Origin of the sequence: Corynebacterium sp. Marseille-P4321, assembly GCF_903645305.1 — a bacterium.
Classification (GTDB): domain Bacteria; phylum Actinomycetota; class Actinomycetes; order Mycobacteriales; family Mycobacteriaceae; genus Corynebacterium.
In genome coordinates this window covers 767,977-794,740 of record NZ_CAHJXO010000001.1, presented here as the reverse complement: position 1 = coordinate 794,740, position 26,764 = coordinate 767,977, and the positions used below count along the sequence as shown (strand labels likewise).

Annotated in this window: 22 protein-coding genes; all 22 read right to left on the bottom strand. The window is 64.1% G+C overall.

The features are described 5' to 3' along the window. Nucleotides 1-3: 3 nt before the first annotated feature. The 22 genes from ileS to HWX32_RS03430 all read right to left on the bottom strand — a co-directional run bounded on the left by ileS (nt 4) and on the right by HWX32_RS03430 (nt 26,638). The gene (ileS, locus tag HWX32_RS03535; RefSeq protein ID WP_175935023.1) at nt 4-3,174 is read right to left on the bottom strand and encodes an isoleucine--tRNA ligase; all 3,171 of its coding nucleotides are present in this window, start codon (nt 3,172-3,174) and stop codon (nt 4-6) included. Between the two features lie 242 nt (nt 3,175-3,416). Further along, a complete protein-coding gene (locus HWX32_RS03530; protein ID WP_175934728.1) occupies nt 3,417-4,628 on the bottom strand; it encodes a DivIVA domain-containing protein in 1,212 nt (403 codons plus the stop codon). 183 nt (nt 4,629-4,811) lie between these two features. Beyond that, on the bottom strand, nt 4,812-5,117 hold the full coding sequence (locus HWX32_RS03525) for a YggT family protein (protein ID WP_075469325.1): 306 nt from the start codon (nt 5,115-5,117) through the stop codon (nt 4,812-4,814). Between the two features lie 21 nt (nt 5,118-5,138). Then, nucleotides 5,139-5,612 (bottom strand): cell division protein SepF, encoded by a 474-nt coding sequence (locus HWX32_RS03520; protein WP_175934727.1) that lies wholly within the window; start codon nt 5,610-5,612, stop codon nt 5,139-5,141. A gap of 50 nt (nt 5,613-5,662) precedes the next feature. After that, nucleotides 5,663-6,355, bottom strand: coding sequence for a YggS family pyridoxal phosphate-dependent enzyme (locus HWX32_RS03515; protein ID WP_175934726.1), 693 nt, complete (start codon nt 6,353-6,355; stop codon nt 5,663-5,665). Further along, complete coding sequence (gene pgeF / locus HWX32_RS03510; RefSeq protein WP_082259956.1) at nt 6,352-7,083, bottom strand: peptidoglycan editing factor PgeF; 732 nt, start codon at nt 7,081-7,083, stop codon at nt 6,352-6,354. The genes HWX32_RS03515 and pgeF overlap by 4 nt, the downstream gene beginning before the upstream one ends. A gap of 18 nt (nt 7,084-7,101) precedes the next feature. Then, a complete protein-coding gene (gene ftsZ, locus HWX32_RS03505; protein ID WP_082259963.1) occupies nt 7,102-8,352 on the bottom strand; it encodes a cell division protein FtsZ in 1,251 nt (416 codons plus the stop codon). A 155-nt stretch (nt 8,353-8,507) separates the two neighbouring features. Then, nucleotides 8,508-9,350 carry a cell division protein FtsQ/DivIB gene (locus HWX32_RS03500; RefSeq protein ID WP_082259955.1) on the bottom strand — a complete coding sequence of 281 codons (843 nt, stop codon included), beginning with the start codon at nt 9,348-9,350 and terminating at the stop codon, nt 8,508-8,510. Between the two features lie 3 nt (nt 9,351-9,353). Beyond that, on the bottom strand, nt 9,354-10,784 hold the full coding sequence (gene murC / locus HWX32_RS03495; protein ID WP_175934725.1) for a UDP-N-acetylmuramate--L-alanine ligase: 1,431 nt from the start codon (nt 10,782-10,784) through the stop codon (nt 9,354-9,356). Beyond that, nucleotides 10,785-11,876 (bottom strand): undecaprenyldiphospho-muramoylpentapeptide beta-N-acetylglucosaminyltransferase, encoded by a 1,092-nt coding sequence (murG, locus tag HWX32_RS03490; protein ID WP_175934724.1) that lies wholly within the window; start codon nt 11,874-11,876, stop codon nt 10,785-10,787. An 80-nt stretch (nt 11,877-11,956) separates the two neighbouring features. Further along, complete coding sequence (locus HWX32_RS03485) at nt 11,957-13,540, bottom strand: FtsW/RodA/SpoVE family cell cycle protein (RefSeq protein WP_175934723.1); 1,584 nt, start codon at nt 13,538-13,540, stop codon at nt 11,957-11,959. 53 nt (nt 13,541-13,593) lie between these two features. Then, the gene (murD, locus tag HWX32_RS03480) at nt 13,594-14,976 is read right to left on the bottom strand and encodes a UDP-N-acetylmuramoyl-L-alanine--D-glutamate ligase (RefSeq protein WP_175935022.1); all 1,383 of its coding nucleotides are present in this window, start codon (nt 14,974-14,976) and stop codon (nt 13,594-13,596) included. After that, a complete protein-coding gene (mraY, locus tag HWX32_RS03475) occupies nt 14,976-16,079 on the bottom strand; it encodes a phospho-N-acetylmuramoyl-pentapeptide-transferase (RefSeq protein WP_175934722.1) in 1,104 nt (367 codons plus the stop codon). The genes murD and mraY overlap by 1 nt, the downstream gene beginning before the upstream one ends. A 38-nt stretch (nt 16,080-16,117) precedes the next feature. After that, nucleotides 16,118-17,638, bottom strand: coding sequence for a UDP-N-acetylmuramoyl-tripeptide--D-alanyl-D-alanine ligase (gene murF / locus HWX32_RS03470; protein ID WP_175934721.1), 1,521 nt, complete (start codon nt 17,636-17,638; stop codon nt 16,118-16,120). Next, nucleotides 17,635-19,158 (bottom strand): UDP-N-acetylmuramoyl-L-alanyl-D-glutamate--2,6-diaminopimelate ligase, encoded by a 1,524-nt coding sequence (locus tag HWX32_RS03465; RefSeq protein ID WP_175934720.1) that lies wholly within the window; start codon nt 19,156-19,158, stop codon nt 17,635-17,637. The genes murF and HWX32_RS03465 overlap by 4 nt, the downstream gene beginning before the upstream one ends. 15 nt (nt 19,159-19,173) lie before the next feature. Then, nucleotides 19,174-21,066, bottom strand: coding sequence for a penicillin-binding protein 2 (locus HWX32_RS03460; RefSeq protein WP_254868296.1), 1,893 nt, complete (start codon nt 21,064-21,066; stop codon nt 19,174-19,176). A 201-nt stretch (nt 21,067-21,267) separates the two neighbouring features. Beyond that, entirely contained in the window at nt 21,268-21,993 is a 726-nt protein-coding gene (locus HWX32_RS03455; protein ID WP_175934718.1) for a hypothetical protein, read from the bottom strand. 13 nt (nt 21,994-22,006) lie between these two features. Further along, nucleotides 22,007-23,023: a 16S rRNA (cytosine(1402)-N(4))-methyltransferase RsmH gene (rsmH, locus tag HWX32_RS03450; protein WP_175934717.1), complete on the bottom strand. Its 1,017-nt coding sequence runs from the start codon at nt 23,021-23,023 to the stop codon at nt 22,007-22,009. A 195-nt stretch (nt 23,024-23,218) separates the two neighbouring features. Further along, the gene (gene mraZ / locus HWX32_RS03445) at nt 23,219-23,653 is read right to left on the bottom strand and encodes a division/cell wall cluster transcriptional repressor MraZ (protein ID WP_075469310.1); all 435 of its coding nucleotides are present in this window, start codon (nt 23,651-23,653) and stop codon (nt 23,219-23,221) included. Between the two features lie 691 nt (nt 23,654-24,344). Continuing rightward, nucleotides 24,345-25,526: an IS1249 family transposase gene (locus tag HWX32_RS03440; RefSeq protein ID WP_175934716.1), complete on the bottom strand. Its 1,182-nt coding sequence runs from the start codon at nt 25,524-25,526 to the stop codon at nt 24,345-24,347. 162 nt (nt 25,527-25,688) lie between these two features. Continuing rightward, the gene (locus tag HWX32_RS03435) at nt 25,689-26,081 is read right to left on the bottom strand and encodes a DUF3040 domain-containing protein (protein ID WP_175934715.1); all 393 of its coding nucleotides are present in this window, start codon (nt 26,079-26,081) and stop codon (nt 25,689-25,691) included. 122 nt (nt 26,082-26,203) lie between these two features. Next, a complete protein-coding gene (locus HWX32_RS03430) occupies nt 26,204-26,638 on the bottom strand; it encodes an SAV_6107 family HEPN domain-containing protein (RefSeq protein WP_175934714.1) in 435 nt (144 codons plus the stop codon). Nucleotides 26,639-26,764: the final 126 nt, after the last annotated feature.

The window sequence follows — 26,764 nt, the reverse complement described above, 5'->3', positions numbered from 1 at the left end:
GACCTACTGCTTGCGCACCGTGGCGATCACGCCGTCGATCACGCTGTGGCCCTCAACCGGCTCGGTGACCACGTCGAAGGATGTGGCCAGCGTCTCGCCCGCGATGTGGTCAGCGTGGCGGTTCGCCCACTCCTCGCGCTCGGCGGGCACGGAAAGCACCACGGCAATGCGGTCGGAGACCTCCAAGCCTTCCTGCTTACGCGCGTCCTGCAGGCCGCGGATCACGTCGGCGGCCCAACCCTCTGCCTCGAGCTCCTCGGTGACCTCGGTGTCCAGCACCACGAGGCCGACGGCGCCGCCGGCAACGTCGACACGCGCGGTGCTCTCCGGGTTCTCCGCCACCAGGCGCTCGGTGTACAACTCCGGGGTGAGCACGATGTCGCCGTCGACCACCACGTCGTCGCCACGACGCTCGTAGTTACCAGCCTTGACGTTCTTGATGGCGCGCTGCACATCCTTGCCCAACTGCGGGCCGGCCACCTTCGCGTTCACCACGACTTCGAACGAACCGACGGAATCCACGTCGGTGGTCAGCTCCACATCTTTTACGTTCACCTCGTCGCGGATGGTTGAAACAAACGGCTCGAGCTTCTCAGCGTCGGCGAGCGCCACGGTGAGCTTCGGCAGTGGCAGGCGGTTACGCAGCTTGTTCGCCTTTCGCACCGACGACGCCGCGGAGCACACCGCACGTGTGGCGTCCATCGCGGCTACCAGCTCGGCGTCCGCCGGAATCTCGGCGGCCACCGGGTAGTCCGTCAGGTGCACCGAACGCTCGCCGGTCAAGCCGCGCCAGATCACCTCGGAGATGTACGGCAAAAGTGGCGCGGTGACACGCGTGACAATCTCCAGCACCGTGTAGAGCGTGTTGAATGCCTCCGGGTGCGCCTCCTGGCCCTCCCAGAAACGGTCACGGGAGCGGCGCACGTACCAGTTGGTCAAGGTGTCGGCGAAGCGCCGGACCTCGTCGCAGGCATCCGCGATACGGGTCTCGCGCAGCGCCGCGTCAACGCCTTCGACCAAATCGTGGGTCTTGGCCAGGATGTAACGGTCGAGCACGTTGTCTGAGTCCAGCGACCAGGTCGCTTCCTCAGAGGAGTACAGCTGCAGGAACGTGTACGCGTTCCAGATCGGCAAAAGCGCCTGGCGCACACCTTCGCGGATGCCTTGCTCGGTGACAATCAGGTTGCCGCCGCGCAGGATCGGCGAGGACATGAGGAACCAGCGCATGGCGTCCGAGCCATCGCGGTCGAAGACCTCGTTGACGTTCGGGTAGTTGCCCTTCGACTTACTCATCTTCTGCCCGTCGGAGCCGAGCACAATGCCGTGGGCGACGACGCGCTTGAACGCGACGCGGTCGAACAGCGCGGTAGCCAGCACGTGCTGGACGTAGAACCAGCCGCGCGTCTGGCCCGAGTACTCCACGATGAAGTCCGCGGGCTGGCGTGAATCGTGCTCCTCGACGTTCTCAAACGGGTAGTGGTACTGCGCAAAGGGCATGGAGCCGGACTCGAACCAGCAGTCCAACACGTCCGGCACACGCCGCATCATGGATTGCCCCGTCGGGTCGTCCGGGTTCGGGCGCGTAAGCTCGTCGATGTGCGGGCGGTGCAACGACTTCGGGCGCTCGCCGAAGTCGCGCTCCAGCTCGTCGAGTGAGCCGTACACGTCCACGCGCGGGTACTCCGGGTTGTCCGACACCCACGCCGGCACCGGCGAGCCCCAGTAGCGGGTGCGCGAGATGTTCCAATCGCGCGCGCCTTCGAGCCACTTGCCGAACTGGCCGTCACGGATGTGAGATGGGATCCAGTCGATCTCCTGGTTCAGCTCCACCATGCGGTCGCGGATGTCAGTGACCTTCACAAACCACGCCGGCAGCGCCATGTAGATCAGCGGCTCGCCGGAGCGCCAGGAGTGCGGGTAGGAGTGGTTAATCGTCTGGTCGCGCACAACCCGCCCGGCGGCCTTCAAGTCGCGGATGATGTCGCGGTTCGCGTCGAAGACCAGCTGGCCCTCGTAGTCGGGCACGAGCGAGGTGAACTTGCCGTCCGCATCCACCGGGATGACCAGACCGATATCGTACTTCTCGCAGGTGAGCATATCGTCCTCACCGAACGCCGGCGCCTGGTGCACGACACCGGTGCCGTCCTCGGTGGTCACGTAATCGGCGTTGAGCACCATAAACGCGTTTTCGGTGTCCGCGAAGTAACCGAACACCGGCTCGTACTCCAGACCCTCCAGCTGCGCGCCGACGAACGTCGCCACGGTCTCAAACTCGCCCAACTCCTTGGCGTACGCGCCGAGCAGGCTCGTCGCCAAGAGCAGTTGCTTATCGACGAAGCCTTCCGCCCCGTCTGCCCCCACCTTCACCAAGCTGTATTCCACCTCCGGGTGCACCGCGAGCGCGAGGTTCGACGGTAGCGTCCACGGCGTGGTGGTCCAGGCGATCGCGGCGGCGTTCAGAAGTTCCGGGTGCTCCTGTACGGTTTGCTCCGCAGCGAAGCCTTCCCTCGCTCCTGTGAACGGCATGGTGACGGTGACTGTGGGATCCTGGCGGTCGCGATACGCATCGTCCAGCCGGGTCTCCTGGTTAGACAGCGGCGTGTGCTCTGCCCAGGAGTACGGCAGGACACGGAAGCCCTGGTAGATCAGGCCCTTATCGTAGAGCTCCTTAAACGCCCACATGACGGACTCCATGTACTCGGGGTCCATCGTCTTGTAGCCGTTTTCGAAATCCACCCAACGTGCCTGGCGGGTGACGTAGTCCTCCCACTCACCGGCGTAGTGCATCACCGACTTGGCGCAGTACTCGTTGAACTTCTCTAGGCCCATCTCCTCGATCTGGCCCTTGTCCGTAATACCGAGCTGCTTTTCCGCCTCCAGCTCAGCAGGCAGGCCGTGGCAGTCCCACCCGAATACGCGCGGCACGCGGTAGCCAGCCATGGTGCGGAAACGCGGCACGATGTCTTTGACGTAGCCGGTGAGCAGGTGGCCGTAGTGCGGCAAACCGTTTGCGAACGGCGGTCCGTCGTTAAACACGTATTCCTCTGCGCCCTCGCGGTTGTCCAGCGAGGCCTGGAACGTGTTGTCGCTGTTCCAGTACGCGAGCACGGACTGCTCGAGTTCGGGGAAGGTGTCTCCGTCGAAGCTCACCTTCGGGTAGACGTTGCCCACCATCACATACTCCTTCAACCTCGCAGGGACGCGGTCAACCCACGCGGTACCACCCTGCTTGGGGCGCATACGCACCCCCACTTCGTTGTGGTGAAGGAAGTGACGTCTTCCGTGGTAAACGTCCGGTTCTACTGGGCCTTTAAGCTGTTCTTCCGGAAGCGCTCCCCGGTGATGGCCGGATCAGTGCGCATCGCAAAAGCCGCGACGTTGCACATCATACAACGCCGCGGCTTGAAGGAAAGTTGTTACTGCTCGTTCGGAGCGGAAGAGGTGCGCGCCTCCAGCTCCTCCAGCTGAGACTCCAGCAGCGTCTTCAGGCGAGTGCGGTACTCGCGCTCGAAGGTACGCAGCTCCGCGATGCGGTTCTCCAGCGCAGTCTGCTGCTGCTTGACCGTGTTGAGGATCTCGGAGTGCTTCTGCTCAGCCTCGGTGCGCAGCTTCGTCGCCTGTTCCTCGGCCTGGCGGATCTGCGCTTCTGCGCGCTCGTTGGCCTGGGAGGTGGTCTCCTCCGCTTGACGCTGTGCCTCCTCAACGAGCTGCTTGGCCTTTGCCTCAGCCTCGTCGAGCTGCGCGCGAGAGCGCGTTTGGGCATCCTGCAGCTGGCGCTTTGCCTTGGTGCGCGCGTCGTGCAGCTCGCGGTCCGCAGCGTCCTGTGCGTCCGCGATCATGCTGGACGCTTCGCGCTGCGCATCGGAGGTGAGACGGTCTGCCATCTCCTGCGCCAAGCTAAGCACCTTTGCTGCCTGCATGTGGTTCTGGTTGTACAGCTCAGTCTCAGCGCGCGCTTCGGCAGCATCCGCGGCACTCTCCTCCGCTGCCAGGTTGGCGGCAGCGGTACGGGCGTCGGCCTCCTCAGTGCGCTTGTTCGCCGCGACAGTGCGGGCTTCAGCTTCCGCGGTGAGCTGGTTTGCGGCCACAGTGCGTGCGTCCGCTTCCTCGGTGAGACGGTTCGCAGTAGCGGTGCGAGCCTCGGCATCTGCAGTGCGCTTGTCGGCCGCCACCACACGCCTGTCTGCATCGGCGATGCGACGGTCGGACTCGTTCTGATCCTCGATGCCCTGCTGACGGTCGCGCTCAGCCTTCCGCTTGACCGTATCCAACTCGGCCTGCAGGTTCTGAATCTGGCGCTCAGCCTGCTTCCGCTGCTGCTTTGCCTCGAAGAGCTCCTCTTCGAACTCCTCGCGCACCTGGTTCTCCACCTGCTGGCGGATCTCGTCGGCGTTGACATCGGAGGTGGCAGCCGGCTCGATGCGGGTGGAAACCGGGGCTGCGGCTGCCTCGCCGCTGCTCAGCTCCTCCACACGTGCGCGCAGCTCGTCGTTTTCATCCTGCAACTGCGCCAGCGTGTCCTCAACGAGGTCGAGGAACTGATCCACCTCGTCCTCGTTGTATCCCCGCTTACCAATCGGGGGTTTGCTGAAAGCGACATTGTGCACGTCTGCTGGTGTCAGCGGCATTAGCGTTCCCTTCGATGTCGGATATTCGCCCGCCGGAGCGGGCATAAGGTGCGAACCACGTTACGGCATCGCTTACCTAGTTGTCTGCTGAATTGTAACTGTTTACTTCAAGTTGGGTGTAGTCCACGCTTTGGTGGCTACCTTCTAAGTTCTACCCTGAATCTCAACCCCACGTTGAGTGGGCTACAGGGCGGGCGCGATGAGCAGCCCGCGGATGAGCCCCTGAATGAGGGCAAGCGCGATGAAAAGCACAATCACGCTGACGTCCAAACCAACCCCGCCACCGAGCCGCAGCGGCGGAATTACGCGACGCAAAGCGCGCACCGGTGGATCAGTAAGGCGGAAGATCGGCTCCGCCACCATGATGAACCAGTGCGGTGGGTCGAACTGTTTGGAAAACGCCTGGATCATCTCGACGATGATGCGGATGACCACAATCAGCGAGTAAAGCCCGACGATCGTGAAAAGTATTGCTCCGAATAGTGCCACGCGTCTTACCCTAACGAAGCACTATCGCAGCTGTGCAGCGCGCTTCAGGTCATCCTTTTCCAACCCGGCGTTTTCCGGGACGATGGCGAAGAGGCGGCGCTGGGTATCCACCCCGCGGGAGAGGTTGTGCATGTTGCCACGCAACGCGAAGCACAGGCCGGCGGCGAAATCCACAATGCGCTTTGCATCAGCGGTGTTCAGGTCCGTCAGGTCCATCACCACTGCGTCGCCGTCGCGGAACGGCTCCCCGATTTCTTTGGCGTCGTTGTACGTACGCGGGGACGCGGTGACAATGTGCGGGGTGTAGTTGCGCGTGTACTGCGGGCGCGCAGGCGCGGCCGGGGTGTAGCGCTCTTCGCGAGCCGGGCGCACGTCGCGGTCATAGGCGGTGGAGCCACCGTCACGGTAAGCGCCGTCGTCGTAGTACGCATCCTCCTCGGTGTGCTCGATAGGGCCGAGGCCGAAGAACTCTTTCGCGCTGCCAAGAAATGACATTTTTGGGCTCCTTGCGGGGTTAGGTCGGGGGTCTGGAACGGGGGTGCGGCTTAGCCTACGGGCCGGGGTCCAAGCACAGCTGTTCCGACACGCACGATGTCCGATCCAGACGCAATTGCAAGTTCGAAATCACCACTCATACCTGCGGAAAGTCTCAAGTTTCGCTTGAGAGTCGAGGCGTATTCGTCGGTTGTTGCGCGGGCCGAATCGAACACCTCGCGTGGGTCGGATTCCAGGGGTGGCACCACCATAAAACCCGCCAGTTCCAAGTGCTCCGATCCTTCGACTGCAGCGACGATTTCGGGCACCGTTTCCACCGCCGCGCCACCCCTTGCGGTGTCGCCGTCGGCGGAGAGTTGCACCATGCACGGCAGCGTCGCCGTAGTCCTGTCGCCACGCTCGAGGGCGAGTGCCATGCCGCGTTCCAAACCTTCGGCCAGCTTCACCGAGTCCAGGGAGTGGACCTCGGACGCCCAGCGGGCTACCGCATTGGCCTTCTTCGACTGGATTTGGCCGATCATGGCGATCCGGCAAACGTCGTTAAGCTGCTCTGCTTTCTGCCTGGCTTCCTGCTCGCGGTTCTCCCCGACAAGTTCAACCCCCAGCTCGGCGAGCTCTCGGATCGCATCCACCGGGTGGAACTTGGTCACCGGAAGCAGCTGCACACTGCCTGCGGGGCGGCCGGCCGCGGCTTCCGCCTCACGGATCTGCCGGGTTACTTCCGCATAACGTTGCGCAATCATGCCTCCACCCCCGTCAACCAGATCACCCCTGCTTGGCGCCCGGTGGTGCCGTCGCGCCGGTGGGAGAAAAAGTCGTTGTCGGCAATGGTGTCGCGCGGATCCGCGTCGATGTTGCGCACTCCCATGCTGAGCAGCTGGCGCACCAGGCCAGCGCGCACGTCGATACCCGGGGTTCCTTCGCGCGTGGTGGTGCGCGAGCCCGGCAGGTGGCGCTCAACATCGGCCGCCATCTCCTCTGGCACCTCGTAGGATTCGCCCGCGGCAGCGGGGCCAAGCAGCACCTGGATGTTCTCCGGCTTGGCACCGAGTTGCACCATCTTCTCCACGGTGCGGCGAACGATGCCGTTACGCGCGCCCATGCGCCCGGCGTGAGCGGCACCGATCACGCCCGCCGAGTGGTCGGACAACAGCACCGGCGTGCAGTCCGCTACAAGCACGCATAACGCGAGGTTTTTCTCTCGGGTCACCAGCGCGTCAGTGGCTTCCACTGGGCAATCCTGCGGGCCGTCAACCACCGTGACGTGGTTGGTGTGCAGCTGCTCCATCCACACGAAGCGATCCTCTGGCAGCCCCAGGATGTCGGCGAGCCGGGTGCGGTTGGCGGCCACATCGGCCGGGTTGTCGCCGACATGGCTGCCCAGGTTGAACGAATCGTACGGGGACGACGAAGCCCCGCCAGCACGGGAGGTAAACACCATACGGACGGGGCGGTTGTTGGGCTCTGTCATAAAGCCCCACCCTAGCGCTTAGCGCATGAAATCCGGCACGTCGAGGTCGTCAAAGCCGTCGCCGCCGTCGAAGCCCTGGTCGAACCCACGGTCGCGGCGCAGATCATCGCCGCGCTGGCGGTCGGAGTTGGTGAACAGGCCGGACTGGTTCGGCTCGTAGCGGTGGCGCGGCTGGTAGTCCTCCTCGCGCTGGGTGCGCTGCTCGCGCTCGCCGAACAGGGAGCCACGCGCGGGCTCATCCTCGCCAGCTTCGGGCTGAGCAGGCTTCTCGACGGCCACCGTCGTGGAACCGCCCGCCTGATCATCTGCCGGGCGCGCGTTGGCCTTCTCGTCAAAGCCGGTGGCGATGATGGTCACGCGGACCTCGTCGCCCAAGTTGTCGTCGATAATCGTGCCGAAGATGATGTTCGCATCCTCGTCCGCCTTATCCGCCACGATGGAGGCGGCGTTGTTGACCTCCATGATGCCCAGGTCGGAGCCGCCGGCGACGGAGAGCAGCACACCCTTCGCACCCTCCATGGTGGTCTCCAAAAGCGGCGAGTTGATCGCCTGCTCGGTAGCCGTCATCACGCGGTTGTCGCCACGCGCCGAGCCCACACCCATGAGTGCGGATCCCGCATCCGCCATCACGGAGCGCACGTCGGCGAAGTCGACGTTGATCATGCCCGGGATGGTGATCAGGTTCGTAATACCCTGCACACCGTTGTACAGCACCTCGTCGGCAGCGCGGAACGCGTCCATCATGGAAAGCTCTGCGTCGCCGAGCTGCAAGAGGCGGTCGTTCGGGATGACAATAACGGTGTCGCAGACCTCCTTGAGCGCCTCGATCCCCTCGAGCGCCTGGCGGGTGCGACGCTTGCCTTCAAAGGTGAACGGCCGGGTAACCACACCGATGGTCAGTGCGCCCATCTTCTTCGCAATGCCTGCCACCACCGGGGCCGCACCGGTGCCGGTGCCACCGCCCTCGCCAGCGGTAACGAACACCATGTCGGAACCCTTGAGTGACTCCTCGATCTCCTGCTTGTGGTCCTCGGCGCTAGTGCGACCCACTTCCGGGTTTGCACCTGCGCCAAGGCCTCGGGTGGCCTCGCGGCCGATGTCGAGCTTGGTGTCTGCGTCGGTGAACAGCAGGGCCTGCGAGTCGGTGTTGATGGCGACGAATTCGACGCCCTTCAGGCCCTCCTCGATCATGCGGTTCACGGCGTTCACGCCGCCGCCGCCGACACCGACGACGCGGATCATGGCGAGGTAGTTCGCGGGAGAGGTCATGGTGGTGGTCTCGCCTTTCAAGGTTGAGGGGAAGCGTTGGTTGCGTCCCATCTTGTGTGAAAGCGAGCCGATTTTGGTTGTATGCCCCGGCGTGTCACAACCCTCAACCTGTACTTTAGGGTTGTGACCTGGCCTTTTGCGGGGTCAGGTTCCTTTTAGGAGGCGCTGACCAATTCTGGGTTAGAGATGTTGAAGGCTTGGCCTTCCATCTGCAAGACGGTTTCCAAAGCGATGGCCTTGTTGTGGTTGTCCTCGGCGGCGCCCCAATACACCGTCCGGTCGTCGTCAAGCACAAGCGCGAAGCTGTACGGCCCGTCCGTGGTGAGTGCGCGAACGCGCGGCCGCGCCCGGTCCGTAATGGCGGCTGCGACTTCAACGGCGGCAGGCATCTCTTCCTCGCTCACGCCGTCGAGCTGCACAGCCCCCGGCGGTGGCGGGGCGACAACGAAATCACGCCCGTCCCTGTCGATGAGGTGCGGCTCCCCGTTCTGGTCCACCCAAGCCACGGGTACATGCTCCACCACCTCAACGCCCACCGCGTTCGGCCAATCGCGCGACACCGTAGCGGATTCCACCCACGGATTCGCCGCGACGTTGCTGGCAGCCTCGCGCACGTCCACGCGTGCAATCGGGGTGCCCACTTCAATGCCGGTGGCCGCCTGGATATCCTCATCACCCAAGTTCACGTTGCCGTCCACGGAAATGCCGCGCACCGGCATCATGGGAGTAAACGGCATCGCAGCCGCCACCGCACCAATGAAAGCAAAGCAAGCCGCGAGCGCGATCAACGAACGGCGGCGCGCCGATTTACCTTGAGGTGCCTCATCCGGCTTCGGCTCGGAATGGGGATCCGGCAACGCACTCGAGCCAGCCGGCTGACGCTCCGCCTGAAGAGCTTCGCCCGGCTCACGCTCCACGTCTTGTATCTCGCGGCCCGTGGCTTCCGGCTCGCGCCCTTCATCTTCGGGATGCCTGCCCGGTGTGATCGATGTAGACATCTCCTACTCCCCGCGCGTAGCTTCAAGGGCCGCCACGATCTCGTCGGCAAGCATGGTCACGCTGCCCGCGCCCATGGTGAGCACGAGATCGCCCGGGCGCACCTGGGCGGCCACCGTGGCGGGCGCGGCCGAGAAATCCGGCTCGAGCACCACTGGTGCGCTCATCTTCTCGGCGATAATGCGTGAGGTAACACCCTCTACCGGAGTTTCGCGGGCGCCGTAGATATCCAGCAGCACGCACGAGTCCGCGAGCGAGAGTGCTCGCGCGAACTCGGTGGCGAACTCCGTCGTGCGTGAGTACAGGTGCGGCTGGAAACACACCACCACGCGCCCGTTTTCGCCCTCGGCGGCCACGGTGTCGCGCGCCGCGCCGAGCACTGCGGCGACCTCTGTTGGGTGGTGCGCGTAGTCATCGTAGACCTTCGCACCTGCGGCTTCGCCCTTAAACTCAAAGCGACGGCGCACGCCAGTGAACTCGGAAAGCCCCCGCGCCAAACGCCCAGGGTCGGCGCCGGTGAGCACGCCAGCGAGCAGCGCGCCTGCGGAGTTGAGCACCATGTGGTGCCCGGGCACGGCGAGGGTGTACGCAACCTCGCCAGCCACGTCGGCGGTGCGCAGCTGCAGCTCCACAGCTACGTTGGCGCCGTCGACACGCTCTGCTGTGACCACTGCGCCAGCGGGCACCTCCGGGTTGCGCGCCACCGCTTCCGCGGTGCCGTAGCCGGACACCGTGATGCCGCGCTCCAGCGCACGCTTGCCGCACGCGGCCGCGTGCTCGTCGTCCAGGCACACCACCAGGTGGCGTGCAATATCGGCGAACTTGTCGAAGACCTCGAAGTACTTTTCGGCCGAGCCATAAAAATCGAGGTGGTCAGGCTCGATGTTCGTCACCACCGCCACATCAGGCGCGTAGCGCAAAAGTGAGGCATCGGACTCGTCAGCCTCCGCCACGAACACGTTGCCTTGCCCGTGGTGGGCGTTGGTGCCGGCCCGGTTGAGCTGGCCACCGATGGCGAACGAGGGGTCCTCCCCCGCCGCTTGCAGCGCCACCACGGCCATCGATGTCGTGGACGTCTTGCCGTGCGTGCCCGCGATGAGCAGCTGCGTGGATCCCTCCATCAGCTCGGCGAGCAGGTCGGAGCGGCGCAGTACCTCTATGCCTTCGCGGCGGGCGCGCACGAGCTCGGGGTTGTCTTGCGGAATGGCGGCGAAACTCGTCACCACAGCGGTGGGAAGCGCGCCGGAAAGCTCTAGGTTTGCCTCGTCGTGACCGATCGCCACAGCCGCGCCCTTCGCCTGCAGAGTGCGCACGGGCCGCGAATCCTTCACGTCCGACCCCGTCACCGTCGCACCGCGATCGAGCAGGATGTGGGCAAGCCCGGACATTCCGGCACCACCGATCCCCACCAGGTGCACACGCGTTAAATCCGCCATCTACTTCTCCTTCCCAGTCGCCTCGCGCGCCGCATCGGCCACGCGTAGCGCCAGTTCTTCGGCCACGTTTCCCGCGCCGGAAGACTCCAGGGCGTCGCGCATCGCACCGAGCGCGGCATCGTCGGAAAGCAAGGGCAAAAGCTTATCGACGAGCACGTCTGCTGTCAGCTGCCCATCCTCAATTCGCAGCGCCGCCCCCGCGTCGACCAAGTGCGCCGAGTTCAAACCCTGCTCCCCGTTGCCGTGCGGCAGCGGAATATAGATAGCCGGAAGCCCCGCGGCGGAGTTCTCGGCGACCGTCATTGCGCCGGAGCGGCAGACCACGATGTCAGCCACTGCGTAGGCGGCCTCCATGTCGTCGATGTAGGGCACGGCGGTGTAGTGCTCGTGTGTGGTGGGCATGTCGTTCTTGCGCCCGTACGCGTGCAGCACCTGGTGGCCTGCCGCGGTGAGCCGCTCAACCGCGCCTGCGAGCGCGTTATTAATGCTGACTGCGCCCTGGGATCCGCCCGTGACCAAGATGGTCTTGCGTTCCGGGTCAAGGTTCCACATGCGCAGGCCCCGCTCGCGCTTCGCCCCGTCTGGGTCCACACCCACACCGGGGCGCACAGGGATCCCCACAACGTCGCCCTTCATCCCGGAGTTTTGTACCGCGTTGAAGCCCGTGCCGCCCAAACGCACACCCAGCTTGTTCGCCATGCCAGCGAGCGCATTGGTCTCTAAGACGAAGAACGGCAAACCGAGCGATTTTGCGGCGAGGTACGCCGGGGCCGCAACATAGCCGCCGGTTCCGATCACAGCCTGGGTACCCGCCTCACGCATCACGGCCTTCGCCTGGTTCACCGAGCGGCGCAGCTTCAGCGGCACGGAGAACAACTTCCACGGTTTCTTTCGCGGAATGGGCACCGGGTCAATGAGCTCCAGATCAAAGCCACGGGCGGGCACAATCGTCGTCTCCAGCCCCCGTTCCGTGCCGAGCGCCACCACGTGCGCGCCGTGTGTGTCTCGCAGCACCTCGCCAATTGCCAGTGCCGGCTCAATATGCCCCGCGGTGCCGCCTCCAGCGACAACAACAGAAAGTTGTGCAGTCATTGCTCTCCAGGCTCTCCAGGCCCTCCAGGCCCTCCAGGCCTTTCCAGGCCCTGAACGTGTCTGTATGTGTTTCGCGCCCGCTATCTTCGCGGGCTGCGCTGATGCTGCCTATCGTAACGTGCAGTGGCCCCACGATCGTATGGCGCCGGGCGGTGCGCGCGTTGACGCTGCGGCGCCTGCTTCGAGCCGCGCGCGGTCACCGGGGTGCCGAAGCGCTCTTCGCGGCGCTGGCGAGCCTGAGTGCGCTGCGACGCTGCGGCGGGTTTGCTGCTGCCCTGACCTTGCCCTTGCGGCCCTTGCGGCCCTTGCGTCCCTTGCGGCCCTTGCGCTCGCGTTCGTGTTCGCGTCCGGCTCTGCGCGAGTGCACGAGGCTCATCCAGTCCGAAGACGCGGTCGAAGGCTGGACGACCGTAGTTCTGCATAGACGAGATGGCGTCCGGCTCGTGGCGCGCGATGTTCGCCAGAACCCCCATTGCGCCGAGCGTAATCACTGCCGAAGTGCCGCCCGCAGACAGCATTGGCAACTGAATACCGGTCACCGGAAGCAGGCCCACCACGTAGCCCATGTTGATGAAGGCCTGGGAGACAACGGCCGCGGTAAGGGCGGCCGCCATAAGCGTCTGGTACTGGGTCTGTGCCCGGCGCGCGGACCGCAGTCCGAAGAAGCCCAGCAGTGCGAACAGGATGATCACCAGTGCGCCGCCCCACAGTCCGAGTTCTTCACCGATCACGGCGAAGATGAAGTCGTTGCGCGCCTCCGGCAGGTAGAACCACTTCGCGCGGGACTGTCCCAGGCCCACGCCGAAGATGTGGCCGTCGGCAAGGGATAAAAAGCCCTGGTGCGACTGAAAAGCCGCGCCCTGGGTGTCCTCGAACTCGCCGCGCAGCGCATCGAAGTATACGTGGATACGGTTGGAGCGGAAGCCCCCGGAGAGGAACTCCCCGATCAGCACCACGACCGCGCCTGCGGCGAGGATGCCCACCAGCTTCAGCGACACCCCTGCAAAGACGAGGATGAAGGCGACCACGACCGCAAACGATAACGCCATGCCCATATCCCCTTGGGCGAAGATAAGCAGCACACAAATGATCGCCACGAGGCTGAACAGCATAAAACCGTTGTCGCGTCGCATCGGCTGGGGCGGGTCCTTGTTCGCTAGCACCTTCGCGCCCCACATAGCGATCGCAATGCGGGCGAGCTCAGAGGGCTGCATACGCAGGGGCCCGACGACCAACCAGGACTGCGAGCCCACCTCTTCTCGCCCAGTGCCTAGCGGTGTGAGCACGGCAATGAGCAGCGCGATGGAGATGACCATCAGCCAGCTGGAGGCGGTGCGCAGCTTCTCAGGCGGGGTTCGCAGCGCGAGCCAGAACGCGCCCAAGCCGAGGATGACCATGATGAATTGGCGTACCGCCTGGGCCCACACGCTCGCGTTCGCGGCGAAGGACGACGCCATCGACGAGCTCATGGCCATCACTACGCCGAGACCGGCGAGGATGAGCACGATCGAGCGGATCATGGAGTAATCGATAAGCGGGCGCGAATCGAGGAACTCGCCGATTCGGCGCACACCGGCGGCGAGCTTGGATTCCGGCGCGTTGCTAGGCGGCGCAGGCGGCCGGGGCGCGCGTCGTGCTGAGGGGTTGTCGCGTTGCACCGTCATGGGCCGCCCTTTCGTTAAAGTCTGAACCTCTAGTTGACCTTACTAGCCGAGCATTAGTGTCTCATTGCGGCGGCCGCGAACGCGTCACCACGCGCCGACATTCCGGAAAACATATCCAGGCTGGCCGCCGCGGGGGCGAGCAGCACCGTATCCCCGGGGCGGGCCTTGCTCGCCGCGTAGGCCACAACTTCCTCCATCGCCTGCACCGGGTCGGTCGCGTCGGTGACGAAGATGGGCACCTCCGGGGCGACACGCGCCACGCTTTCACGGATCAGCTCACGGTCCACACCAAGCAGTGCCACGGCGCGAAATTGCTGCGCATGTGCTTTTACTACCGCATCCACTGCCGCACCCTTGAGCTGCCCGCCGGCGATCCACACCACGTCGCCAGCGCCGGTGAGCGCGGAGTCCGCAGCGTGCGGATTCGTCGCCTTGGAGTTATCCACCCAGTCCACTCCCCCAGCGGAATGCACAACCGCCCCGCGGTGCCCCGCAACCTGGTAGGCCTCTAGTGCACGCTGAACGTGTTCGGGTTTCGCGCCTTGGCTCAAAGCCACGGCGGTGGCGGCCAGGGCGTCGAGCACACCTGCCAAGCCCGGCGGCTGAATGCCTTCAGCACTGGCCACATCCACGCGGCTTGAACCGATGCGCGAGACGATGCGCCCATTTTCAACTCCCACCTGCCCATCGTCGGGTGCGCTGGCGGTGAAGCCTACGATGTCGTCGCGGCCGGTCGCTTCGGCCAATCGGCGCACCTCGGCGTCGTCTACACCCGCCACCGCGACGGGCGCCCGCAGCACCTTCGCCTTGGCTTCGGCGTACGCGTCGAAGCTGCCGTGCCAGTCGATGTGGTCGTCGGCCAAGTTGAGCAGCACGCCAGCGTCCGGCACGAGCTGGCTGGACCAGTGCAGCTGGAAGCTGGAAAGCTCCGCCACCAACACGTCGAGCCGCTCGGGCGCGAGCAACGCCTCGCCCACCGCGACGCCGATGTTGCCACATGCGCCCGCGCGCTTGCCGGTGTCTTTGCCTGCCTCAATCATCATCGCCGCAAGCATGCCGGTGGTCGTGGTTTTGCCGTTGGTGCCGGTGACTACTAACCAGTCGCGCGGCGGGCCGAACACGCCGGCACGGTCGAGGCGGAAACACAGCTCAACGTCGCCGATGACGTCAAGGCCGGCAGCTTTAGCGTCGATAAGCAACTGCGCGTCGGGGCGCCACCCGGGGGAAGTGACCACCAGGCCGAAGTCGGCAAAGCTCGCTCTGGCGCCCTCACCCGAGAGTGTGCCGAAGCCCAGAGCTTCGGCGCGTGCACGGCCCCCCGGGTTGTCGTCCACAACCTTGAAGCGTGCGCCGGCTGCCTGCAGCAGCTCCGCAGCGCCGATCCCCGACACCCCCGCGCCGGCGACCAGCACGCCGGATGCGATCTCCGGCAACATCACAGCGTCCCCACTTGGCTGAGCCACTCGCCGTAGAAGATGGCGAGGCCGAGCGCGACAGCCATTGCACTGATGATCCAGAAGCGGATCACCACGGTCGTCTCGGCCCAGCCGTCGTTTTCAAAGTGGTGGTGGAACGGCGCCATGCGGAACGCGCGCTTGCCGGTCGTCTTGAACACCGCCACCTGGATCACCACCGACGCCGCTTCGAGCACAAACAGCGCGCCGATGACAACCATCAAAAGCTCGGTACGGGAACCCACGGAAAGGCCCGCGACCAACCCGCCAAGTGCGAGCGAGCCTGTGTCGCCCATGAAGATTTTCGCCGGGGCCGCGTTCCACCACAAGAAACCCACGCAAGCGCCGAAGCCACTTGCGGCCAGGATGGCAAGGTCAAGCGGGTCACGCACCGTGTAGCAGCTCGCGGTGGCGGATACGGCGCAGGAGTTGCGGAACTGCCAGAAGGTGATCGCGGTGTAGGCGGCCATCACCAGCGCGGTCGAACCGGCCGCAAGCCCGTCCAGGCCGTCGGTGAGGTTCACCGCATTCGACCATGCCGCCAGCAGAATATAAATGAACGCCAGGAAGGCAATCGTGCCGATAACCCCGCCTCCGAGCGTGAGGTCGAACATTTCAATGTCGCGCACGAAACTCAAGAACGGAGAGCCCGGCGTTAGCCCGTTCTCGTCGGGGAACTGCAGGATGAGGATGCCGAACGCGATCGCGATGGCGAACTGCGCAATCAGCTTCGCTGTCTTATTCAGGCCCAGGTTGCGGTGCATGAACAGCTTGATGCCGTCGTCGGCAAACCCCACCAGGCCAAGCGCGAGGGTGAGGAACAGCACGATCAGGCCCGTTGCGGTGAACGCAGTGTGGCCTGTCGCAAGGGCGCTTATCGACGCCCCAAGGTAGCCCAACGCGATCGCGAGCAAGATAGCGATACCGCCCATGGTGGGCGTGCCACGCTTGCGTGCGTGGGAGGCGGGGCCGTCCTCACGGATTTCCTGGCCCATCGCACGGCGGTTGAAGTACCGGATCAGCATCGGGGTCACGAAAATGGAAACCAAGAAACTGATTGTCCCGGCGATGATGACTTGAACCATTACATTGCTACCTTGCTAGTTCTCCGAGGGTTTAAAGCTCACCTAAGGGTATGACCCGCCAAAAGCGTCTCCGCCACCACCCACAGTTGGGCAGCGTTCGAGGCCTTGACCAGTACCACATCGCGGTCCTCGCGCGATGACCAGTCTTCCTCCCCCAGCGGGGAATGCGAAATGATGTCGCGCACCGCCTCGGCCGCCTCAGCTGCGTCGGCCACCACGGTGGTCTCCACGCCGCGGCTGCGGGCGCGCTGCGCGAGTGCGGCGACGTTGTCGCCGGGGCCCACGGCTACGAGGTGGGTGACGCGGTATCGCGCGAGCTCGTCGGCAAGCGCCGCATGCGCCTCGTGCGCCCCGGGGCCGAGCTCGCCCATCTCGCCGAGCACCGCCACCGAGCGAACACCGGGTCGCGCCGCCGCCGTGTAGCCGAGCGCGGCGATAGCAGCGCGCATGGACTCTGGGTTCGCGTTGTAGGCGTCGTTGATCACCGTCACGCCGTCCGCGCGCGTCTGCACGTCCATCCGGTTCACGGACACGGAGTGCGCCTGCGTCAACGCCTCCGCCACCGTCTTGGCGTCCATGCCGGATTCGATGCCCACCGCTGCTGCGGCCAGCGCGTTATCCACCTGGTGGGCGCCGAAGACGTTGAGACGGACGGGTTCCGTATTGCCCGCCGGGGTGTGCAGGGTAAACGACGCCCGCGCCACCGCGTCCAGCGAGACATCGGTGGCGTAGTAATCCGCCGAGCGGCTGCCCGCGGCGGAGTACGTCACCACACGAGCCTTCGTACGCGGAGCCATTCCCGCCACCAGCTCGTCGTCGGCATTGAGCACCGCCACGCCATTTTCCGGCAGCGCTTCGACCAGCTCGCCCTTCGCGCGTGCGATGTTTTCGCGGGATCCGAACTCACCCAAGTGCGCCGAGCCGACATTGAGCACGACGCCGATGGTCGGCGGGGCAATCGTCGCCAAGTGCGCAATGTGCCCCACCCCGCGCGCCGACATTTCCGCCACCAAGAAGTCTGTTTCCTCCGTGCAGCGCAGCACGGTGTACGGATGCCCGATCTCGTTGTTAAACGACCCGGGCGGGGCAACCGTCTCGCCCGCGCGCGACAGCACCGCGGCGATGAGATCCTTCGTGGACGTCTTGCCCGCGGAACCCGTCACGCCGATGATGTTCAGCCCGTGGTTCGCGGTGAGTTCGCGCGCGACATAGCGCGCCAACTTCGTCATGCCGTCCACAACACCAGCCGCGGAGCCATCGGGATCGTTTGCCGCAAGGTCGGAGTTGTCGTCAGCTTGGGGCAGAAGCTTATCGACGACTACCGCTGGCACCCCCACTTCCTTCGTCGTAAGCGCCGCCGTCGCGCCCGCCTCGGCAGCCTTCGCCGCGAACTCGTGCCCGTCCACTCGAACCCCGGGAAACGCCACGAATAGCCCGCCGGGGCCAATCTTTCGCGAATCGATCTCCACGTAGCCGGTCACCCTTGCCTTAGGCTCCGCCTCTGGGCTCAAGCGCCCGCCTGTGATCTCGGCGATCTGCGCCAAACTCATGTCAATCATGCGTTACCCCCGTCTTCTCGCTGCGCCGCGTACTGCCTAATGGCGCGCCGTAGTTCTTCCCGGTCATCGAAGTGCAACGTTTCGCTCCCGACGATCTGGCCCACCTCGTGGCCTTTGCCCACCACGATAACGGCGTCGCCGGGGCGTGCCCACTGCACGAGCGCATCGATGGCGCCTGCGCGTGAACCGACTTCGGTGATCTCTGCTCCTGTTTCGGCCTCACGCGCGCCGGCAATCACGGCCGAGCGGATGGCCGCGGGATCTTCGGTGCGCGGATTATCGTCGGTGACCACCACGAAGTCTGCACCACGTGCGGCTTCCGCACCCATGAGCGGGCGTTTCGAGGTGTCCCTGTTTCCGCCGGCACCGACAGCGACGCCGATGCGGCCGTCGACCTGGCCGCGAAGCGCAGCGAGCGCCGCGCCGATAGCCGCGGGCTTATGTGCGTAATCCACCACCGCCACGAAATCCTGGCCCGCATCGACGCGTTCCATGCGCCCGGGTACCGCCGCTTGTTCGAGGCCGCGAATGAATCCGTCGAGCTCCACCCCGGCTGCGTCCGCGAGCGCGCACGCGAGTGCGGCGTTGGCCACGTTGAACTCTCCCGGCATGGGCAGCCTAAACTCCCGCTCGCCGATTCGGATGTGCTGAACGCCGGCTTCGTCAACGGCTATAAGCTGCGCCGAGACATCCGCCGTCTGGCCCTTGGTCCCTACCGTTACGGGGTTGCTGGCCACCTGCGCCATGCGCTCGCCCCACTCGTCGTCGATGCAGATCACGCTGCGCTTCGCCGCGAGAGGGCTAGCGGGATCGAAAAACAGCGCCTTCGCATCGAAGTAATCTTCCATCGTCGGGTGGAAATCCAGGTGGTCCTGCGACAGGTTGGTAAACCCAGCCACGTCGAACTCCGCGCCGTTAATCCTGCCCAGCATGAGCGCGTGGGAAGACACCTCCATCACGACGTGTGTGACACCTTCACGCAGCATTCGCGCGAAAAGTTGCTGCAGGGTGGTCGCCTCCGGCGTAGTGAGCTGGGTGGCCACATCCCTGCCCGCGATCTTCGTGCCGGTGGTACCGATAAGCCCCACGGTGTGCCCGGCAGCCGCGAGCCCCTTTTCCAGCATGTACGTCGTAGTGGTCTTGCCTGATGTCCCCGTCACCCCGATCAACGTCATCTCGCGCGAAGGGTGGCCGTAGACCTGGGCGGCGACGTCGCCAAGCACTTTGCGGATGTTGTCCACCACGAGCACGGGGCGCGTCTCGCCTGCCTCGGCAAGAATCGCCAGGCCTTCATCGTCGGTGAGGATAGTGGCGGCTTGCGATTCACCCGCGAACTTCGCGCCGTGCACACGCGTGCCCGGTAGTGCGGCAAACATGCCACCCGGCTCGACATTGCGGGAATCCAGACCGATGAACGTCACCGGGGCGGAACCCACCTGCTCGCGTTCCCCTTCGGGAACATTTTCCAGACGCGCGCCTGCGATCTCCGCCAGGGTGTGAAGCGTGGGCGTGTCAGACATACCTTTTTCTCCTCCCTAGTTCTCCTGCAACACCAACGGCTCAGCCGGCGGGCTCGGGGGAACGTTCTCGCGGTTGAGCAGCCAGCTCGCGATCTCTTTGAACACCGGCGCCGCCGACTGACCACCTGCGCCGCCGTGAAGCGGACCACGCTGCGGCTCATCGAGCATGACGGCCACGACGAAGCGCGGATCGTCGGCAGGCGCGATGCCTGCAAACGTGATCCAGAACTCGCTCTGCGAGTACGCACCCGTCTCCGGGTTCACCTTCTGCGCGGTACCGGTCTTACCGGCCAGCTGATAACCCTCCAACTCGTTGCCCTGGGCGGTACCGGACTGCACGCCAGCCGAGTCGGATTGGAAGGCCGCGCGGAACATATCGACGGTGGTGCGGGCCGCTTCCTCGCTAACCACGCGGGTGCGCTGCGGTTCCTCCTGCGGCACCTCTTCACCGTCCGGGCCTGTCACCTGTGAGATGACGCGCGGCTCGATACGCTCGCCGCCGTTCGCAAGTGCCTGATACACGCTCGCCATCTGCAGCGTTGTCCAGCTCATCCCCTGCCCGATCGGCAGGTTTGCGAAGGTACCGCCGGACCACTGCTCGAGCACCGGAACCAGGCCGGCTGATTCGTTCGGCAGCTCGATGCCTGTTGTGGAACCGATGCCGAAGCGGTTGAGATAGTCCCAGTAACGCTCCTCGCCGAGACGCTGCGCGATCTGCAACGTGCCCACGTTCGAGGACTTGCCGAAGATACCGGCAGTGGTGTACGGCAGCACGTCGTGCGTCCAAGCGTCGTTGACCGTAATGCCAGCCATGTCGATGGATCCCGGCACCTGATGCACCTCGCGCGGGTCCGTCAGCCCCAGGTCGATCGCGGCAGCCGCAGTAATCACCTTCGCAACCGAGCCAGGCTCGAACGGGTGCGATATCGACGGGTTCTCGAAATCACGGCCCTGCTTAATCTGCTTCTCCAAGTCCGCATTCGGGTTGATGGTGTCCGTGTTCGCCATCGCCAGCACCTCACCAGTGTGCGCGTCGAGCACCACAGCCTCGGCCTGCTTTGCCTGCGAATTCTCCTTCGCCTGCTCAAGGGTCTGCTGCACAAAGGTCTGCAGATCCAAGTCGATCGTGAGCTGGATGCGCGAACCGTCCACGGCAGGCACCACGTCGCGAAGCGTGCCCGGAATCGACTGCCCGTCGGCGGAGACATCCTCAGTGGAACGCCCGTTGATACCGGTGAGCGCGGCGTCCGACGACGCCTCAAGCCCAAACTGGCCTTGGCCATCCATGGACACCTTGCCAATGATGTTTTCGCCCACCGCGCCGTTGGGGTACTGGCGAATATCCTGGTGGTCCGCCGCCACACCGTGGAACGCAGCCGCCACCTTAGAGGCCACGTCCGGGTCAACGTTGCGCACCAGCACCTCGTAGTTCGAGTCCGCGTGCAGCTTGTCCAGGATCTCTTTCGCGCTGACCTCACCGACGGTGCGATTCGGCTCGTCGGAGTCGCCGCTGCCGGAATCGGAGTCCTCCCCCTCTTCGCCATCACCGATCATGCCCGGGATCTCGTTCGCCATGGTGCGCAAAACGTCCTCTACCCTGGCATCGATCTGGGCGTCGATGTCTTCTTGCGATAGCCCGTCGATACGCAACTGCAACTCCTGCTGCTGCTTCAGCTCCTCACGCAGCAGGTTCGGGGAAACCGTGAGTGAGCGGGCCTGCATGGTGTAAGCCAGCTGGTTGCCCTCCCGGTCGACGATCTCGCCACGGCGGGCAGGCTCGACGTACACGCGGGTACGCTGCTGCTCGGCCTGCGCACGCAACTCGGGGCCCTTGACTACCTGGACCCAGAACAAACGACCGATGAGCAATGTCGCGATGGCAAGGAAGATGAGGGCGAGATAGTACACGCGCCGGTTCGTGATGTGGCGCTGCTCCTGCGCGCGGTCCGCCCGGCCCTTCGCCGGCCGCGGTGCACCCGTGTGACTCACGTGCCCTGCTCTCCTCCCTAGTTTCGCACAATTTCCATCCCATCATGCCCCGCTGCACGTGTTTCGCCGGTTGCGCCACACTGCAAGGAGTAGTTTTCGCCTCAGGCTTTCACGCATGCCCTAGCGGGGCGCGGCGACGTTCGGCTGGTACGGGGCGAGGTTGGCAATCTGCGGCTGTTCCTGGCCCGCCGGCGGCTGGCCTCCCAGCACGTTGCCACCGGGGCGTTGGGTGAGCGAATCACCCAGCTCGCGGGTGGCGGCCTCGTCGGAGGTGGCGCGACCGCTGCGGGTCGGCTCGCCGTTGACGTCCACCAGCTTCACCACAGAATCAGGGTTGAACGGACGACGCTCCTCCGCGCGGCCTTGCTCATCCACAGCCATAATTCCCGGCTCGGGCGCCACAACCATCCCGGAGTCCTCGGCGTACTGCGCGATACGCGCAGCTGAGCGGCGGTCTTCCAAATCGCGGGAAAGCGACTCCACTTCGTTGACCAGCTCGCGCTCCTGGGACTGCAGCTTCTGAATAGTAAACGTCTGTGCCGTAGCGATGCCCGAGAGCACCATCGCGGCGATGATACCCACGATGAGCAGCGGCAACGCCACGGACGACACCGCGGAGAACTTCGAGGCCGTGGCAGCAGTTGATACGCGGCGGCCGCGGACAGAAACCACCTGCTGCGACCCAAGCCGCCCGCGGGCAGCCGGTGCCTTCGTGTGGGGCACGTGCGGCTTAATCCCCGGCTGCTGCGGCTGCGAGCGGCGGGGCGTGCGCGTGGTACGCGTGGCGCGGCTATCGCGAGTCAGCGTGGTGGCGCGGGATCCCGCGCGTGCGTCTCGTGCTGCCATGGTGTCCGTCCTTTTAAGAATTCAAATCTTTTATATCGCGAAGTTTTTCAATGCCCCGTACCCGCACCGGCGCGGCTCGGGAGTTTCGTGCAATTTCTGCCTCGGACGCCTTTTCGGCCCCACGCGTGATGAGCTGGAAAGACGGCTCGGCTCCGGGCAGCTCCATCGGCAGCCCTTGCGGAGTTTTGGAAGCAGTGAGTTCTGCGAACGCGGACTTCACAATCTTGTCTTCCAGCGACTGGTAGCTCATGAACACCGCGCGGCCACCAACCCCGAGAAGCGAAGCAATTGCGGGAACGACGTTCTCCACCGCCTCAAGCTCGCGGTTCACCTCGATGCGCAACGCTTGAAACGTGCGCTTTGCCGGGTGCCCGCCAGTGCGTCGCGTGGCCGCCGGAATGGTGTCGTAGAGTAGCTCCACCAAACGTGCCGCCCGGTCAAACGGTTCTGTCTCACGCTCGCGCACGACAGCCGAGGCGATCTTGCCCGCGAAACGCTCGTCGCCGTACGTCTTCAGAATCCGCGCCAGCTCACCGTGTGAATACGTGTTAAGCACCTCAGCCGCAGTAATGCCCTGGGTGGGGTCCATTCGCATATCCAGCGGCGCATCGCCGCGGTAAGCGAACCCGCGGTCCTCCTGGTCGAGCTGCATAGAGGACACGCCCAGGTCGAACAGCGCGCCAGTGACTCCATGTTCGCGAGCAGTGTCGAAGATGTCGCCCTCGCCACTATCGACGGCCTCACAGACGTTGTCGAACCGGGTCTGCACACCTGCAAATCGGTCGCCGAACGGCGCGAGACGCTGGGAAGCCTGCTCTAATGCCATCGGGTCCCGGTCGATGCCGATGACCCTCGCGTCCGGGAAAGTGGTGAGGAAGTACTCGGTGTGGCCGCCGGCACCCAGGGTTCCGTCGATAAGCACTGCATTGCCCCCGAAGCGCTCCACAGCCGGCGCGAGCAGCTCCGCCATGCGCTCGCGCATCACCGGCACGTGACCGTGAGGGTCTTCAGCGTGCGTGTGTTGCTGCATGTGGGGCCACCCCCTTTGCGTATTCGGCTGTCACTGGCGCTTGCGTGCGCTATCCCTAAACGGATGGGGAGCGCATAGAGCCCTGCCCGGGGCGGCTTATCTGATGTCGGGGAAGTACACCAGAGAAGCTTCACACCCCGGACAGAGTTCGTACACGCTCTCCGTGAGTCATGCCTGCCAGTCGGGTAGTCAGCCCTACAGCAGGCCGGAGAGAATGTCGTCGTCGTCCGCCGCGGAAAACGCGGCTTCGGTTTCTTCTTGATACTTTTCCCAGGACTCGAGGTCCCAGATCTCGAGAAAATCCACGGAACCGATGACCACGCATTCCTTGGACAGGTTTGCGTACTCGCGGTGCGCCGGGGACAGGGTGATGCGGCCAGATCCGTCCAGCGTCTGCTCATCCGCACTGGCAGCCAGATTTCGGATGAACGCGCGCGCCTTCGGGTTGGTGCGGGATGCCGCCGCGGCCTTGCGGGCGCGAGCGGCGAACTCATCGCGCGGGTACACCGCGAGCGAGTGATCCTGCCCCTTGGTCACCATCAACCCGTCCGCCAGCTCCTCGCGGAACTTAGCGGGCAGTGTCAGGCGACCTTTGTCGTCCAGCTTGGGAGTGTAGGTTCCCAGAAACATCCGGCGACCTACCTTCCTTCTGCGTTCTGACTACGGCTATGAAATTTCTCGGCTTCGATCCGTCGTACGCACGTAGTCAAGATGCGCACCACGTCTCTCCGCTGTGCCCCACTTTAACCCACTTTCCCCCACAAACGCCACACTGCACGTCAACTTTCCCGATTTCTTTTGTATCACAGCAGGTAGATTGCGCTTTTATCGGTGGGGCGAAGCGGTGCAGAGCCATGAGAAAATAGCCACTTAAGTAAATCAGAGCCACAAAATCCCCTTGAGTCACTCACATACCGCACCGCACAACGTGCAACGAATGAAACTACGGTGCAGTGTTTACCCAGGTAACAGGGACCGATTGCGCCGTTTCGCGGCCCCGTGGGACGAAGTGGGGCGTGCAGGTGGGGCGAAGTGGGGCCTGCGGGGAACGCACGGGAAGATCGATCCAATTGAGTGGCTGACCGGACAGATCTGACGACCTTTGGCCCGCTTCGCCGGACAAACCCCGTAACCGACGTCCGGACGGTGGCATGATGCCACTTCACAGCTCGACATTTGGGACCATTGCAAAGGACATAAGGGAGCGGGGCTCACATACAAGAAGCCTCCCCGCAGTACGGGGAGGCTGAAACTAAGAGGGGGACGCTGCTACTGGGGGTTAAACGACAAAATGTGTGTCTGACTCCGGCGTGTCGCGGGGTTAGATGTGGCCTTTTCGGATGCCGATTGAGTGTGTGTAGTTGGTGTCGATAGCGTTGTCGTAGAGGGCTGGTCGTCCGGTTTCGTGGTCGGCTTGGTTCTCGTTGTGGGTCAGGGTGGATACTTTGGCGAGTTGGTCCTGGCCCCAGTTGGACTGCCTGGCGATCTCAACAGGATCGTCAGGCAGTTCCGTTTTCAGATACAGCCACCACTCCAGCATCCGACGCTGATGCTCCCCGGATCTGCCGCGGTGGGTGCGGGCCAGCAGTTTCAGTTGGGCGTTGATGCCGCCTTCCAGGCTGTTGGTGGTCGATTTGATCCGGCTGACATCGAGCACACTGTCGGGTGGGTCGAGGTAGACGAACAGCAGTTGGTTGCGCCAGAGGTGGTTGAGACTGTTGTAGGCCTTGCGCACGTTGGCGTGTGTCCACTCGCGTGTCCACGCGCCGGTTTTCGGGTCTTTGGTCAGCGTCTTTTGATCCATCCAGGCGCGGTAGACGTTTCCGAACTCATGTAGTTGCACACCCCATTGAGCTGCTTGATCCAAGGTGGTGATTTTGGTGAGGTTGAGCGCGAGTTGGTAGATCGCTCGTCCTGCTTCGGTGCGCGGTCGTGATGTGGTGTAGCGGCGCACGACGCGTTGGGCGTGAACGAGACAGCGTTGGATTTTGGTGTCAGGCCAGCATGTCTTGATGGCGCTGGCTGCGCCTTGTCCGCCGTCGATGACAGCGATTAAGGGTGCGGGGATGCGCTCGAGGAGTTGTTGGTAGGCGTGGGTGGTTTCGTGTTTGCACCAGTGCCAGGCGATGACGTGATCCAATGTGGCGGCCACGATGAGGCACCCGCTGGCGGTGTAGGTGCCGTCGATGAAGATCTGGTCGTAGATACGCCCGTCGTGTCCGATGGTGGGATCAGGCACGTCGATAAGCCAGAACGGTTCAAACCTGCGTTGTAGGGTGCGCGGGCGGTAGCCGAGTTTATCGGCAGTGGTTTCCAAGCTTTCACCACTGGTGACGTGGGCGATGAAGGCATCAAAAGCGGTCTTGTTTGAGATGTCTGGGCGTCGTTTTGTGGTGGAGGCGCCGCAGGTTTTGCAGCGCCACCTCGCCCGGTGTGCTGTGGTGCGTCCGTTACGTTTCATTTCGCCGCCGCACACGCTGCAGCGGGGTCGGTTCTTTGGCATTGGTTAATGCCACCACCGGCCCGTAGCACATCACCGGCACCACACCGAGGATTTACGGCTCAGAGGACAGATATAAGCCCAGCAAGCATATATTTCCAGCAACGCTAGAGGTCAGGACACATAAATCGCTGATTCTAGACACACATTTTGTCGTTTAACCCGCTACTGGCGGTCTTCGAAGCGGCGGCGGAAGCTTTCTTCCATTGACACGCTGCGCTGCGAGCGCTGCTTTCCGGCGTTGGGGTTCTGCCGTTTCGCTGGCCCCTCAGACGCCGGGGTGCGAAGCGCCATGATGCCGCCAGCAAGCATGACACCGAAGCCGATGATGCTGATCACCACGGTCCACATGTTCCAGGACGCGAGCGCCACACCGGCAAGGAGCAGGACAATGCCAAGCACCACAAGCGCCACACTGCGCATGGTCAGTTTGCCCGTCTGCGCGGACGGGCCATAGCCGACTTCGCGCTCGACGGAGCTACCAAACTTCGGATCCTCCGCCAGCAGCGACTGCTCAATCTCGCGCAGCGCGCGCATTTCCTGCTCAGATAGGGCCACTGATACCTCTCAACGTCACGGTTGGAACATGGGGTGCGTTACCGGTCTAACGGACATGCTACCCACTTTGTTCCCAATCCCCTATAGCCGAGTTTTCCGGCCCGCCGACATGGCCGCGGGAGTTACGCCACGCCAGATACCGCCTCTGGGCGCAGTTCACGGTAGAACGCCTCGGCGTTGCCCAGCAGCTCACCCACCACATCTGCTTCCGGATCGAGCTCAATACCGGAGGCCACGCGGCCGCGCAGCGCAGAGAATGCGGAAAATGTACGAGACCACGCCTCGCCTTCTTTACCTGCCAACGCAAGCTTCTTCCATGCGTTGGTGGGCAAGCGCTTGCGTTTGCGGATTTCTGCGGACCCGGCGCAGTACGCTCCCGCAGTCCGCAGCGCGGCGCGATATGCGTTCTCCATCGCGAGATCGTACCGGCCTGCCGCGAAATCCTCTTGCGCCTGCACGAGGAGAACTTCAGCCGCATCGAGGAACGCGTCTGCGCGAGACGACGTGGCCGCGACACCGTAGGCCTTTCCAGTAGTGGCGGAAACTATGCTTCCCATTTCATCTTCCCCTTTCCTGTAATTGCCCACACCCTAAAACAGCCGTTCGACACGGAAGGCCACAATGTCAAACACTTGTGCGAACCCGTGGATACAGGACCGAAACTCACCCATGCACCCCGTCGA

Excerpts from the sequence above, each read along its gene's own strand:
- pgeF (WP_082259956.1), bottom strand. The coding sequence starts at position 7,083 with ATGACAGAGCCCAACAACCGCCCCGTCCGTATGGTGTTTACCTCCCGT.
- HWX32_RS03500 (WP_082259955.1), bottom strand. The coding sequence starts at position 9,350 with ATGTCTACATCGATCACACCGGGCAGGCATCCCGAAGATGAAGGGCGC.
- murG (WP_175934724.1), bottom strand. The coding sequence starts at position 11,876 with ATGACTGCACAACTTTCTGTTGTTGTCGCTGGAGGCGGCACCGCGGGG.
- mraY (WP_175934722.1), bottom strand. The coding sequence starts at position 16,079 with ATGGTTCAAGTCATCATCGCCGGGACAATCAGTTTCTTGGTTTCCATT.
- HWX32_RS03520 (WP_175934727.1), bottom strand. The coding sequence starts at position 5,612 with ATGTCATTTCTTGGCAGCGCGAAAGAGTTCTTCGGCCTCGGCCCTATC.
- murD (WP_175935022.1), bottom strand. The coding sequence starts at position 14,976 with ATGTTGCCGGAGATCGCATCCGGCGTGCTGGTCGCCGGCGCGGGGGTG.
- mraZ (WP_075469310.1), bottom strand. The coding sequence starts at position 23,653 with ATGTTTCTGGGAACCTACACTCCCAAGCTGGACGACAAAGGTCGCCTG.
- ileS (WP_175935023.1), bottom strand. The coding sequence starts at position 3,174 with ATGGTGGGCAACGTCTACCCGAAGGTGAGCTTCGACGGAGACACCTTC.
- rsmH (WP_175934717.1), bottom strand. The coding sequence starts at position 23,023 with ATGCAGCAACACACGCACGCTGAAGACCCTCACGGTCACGTGCCGGTG.
- murC (WP_175934725.1), bottom strand. The coding sequence starts at position 10,784 with ATGGCGGATTTAACGCGTGTGCACCTGGTGGGGATCGGTGGTGCCGGA.
- HWX32_RS03440 (WP_175934716.1), bottom strand. The coding sequence starts at position 25,526 with ATGCCAAAGAACCGACCCCGCTGCAGCGTGTGCGGCGGCGAAATGAAA.
- HWX32_RS03515 (WP_175934726.1), bottom strand. The coding sequence starts at position 6,355 with ATGATTGCGCAACGTTATGCGGAAGTAACCCGGCAGATCCGTGAGGCG.
- HWX32_RS03485 (WP_175934723.1), bottom strand. The coding sequence starts at position 13,540 with ATGACGGTGCAACGCGACAACCCCTCAGCACGACGCGCGCCCCGGCCG.
- HWX32_RS03455 (WP_175934718.1), bottom strand. The coding sequence starts at position 21,993 with ATGGCAGCACGAGACGCACGCGCGGGATCCCGCGCCACCACGCTGACT.
- ftsZ (WP_082259963.1), bottom strand. The coding sequence starts at position 8,352 with ATGACCTCTCCCGCGAACTACCTCGCCATGATCCGCGTCGTCGGTGTC.
- murF (WP_175934721.1), bottom strand. The coding sequence starts at position 17,638 with ATGATTGACATGAGTTTGGCGCAGATCGCCGAGATCACAGGCGGGCGC.
- HWX32_RS03465 (WP_175934720.1), bottom strand. The coding sequence starts at position 19,158 with ATGTCTGACACGCCCACGCTTCACACCCTGGCGGAGATCGCAGGCGCG.
- HWX32_RS03530 (WP_175934728.1), bottom strand. The coding sequence starts at position 4,628 with ATGCCGCTGACACCAGCAGACGTGCACAATGTCGCTTTCAGCAAACCC.
- HWX32_RS03430 (WP_175934714.1), bottom strand. The coding sequence starts at position 26,638 with ATGGGAAGCATAGTTTCCGCCACTACTGGAAAGGCCTACGGTGTCGCG.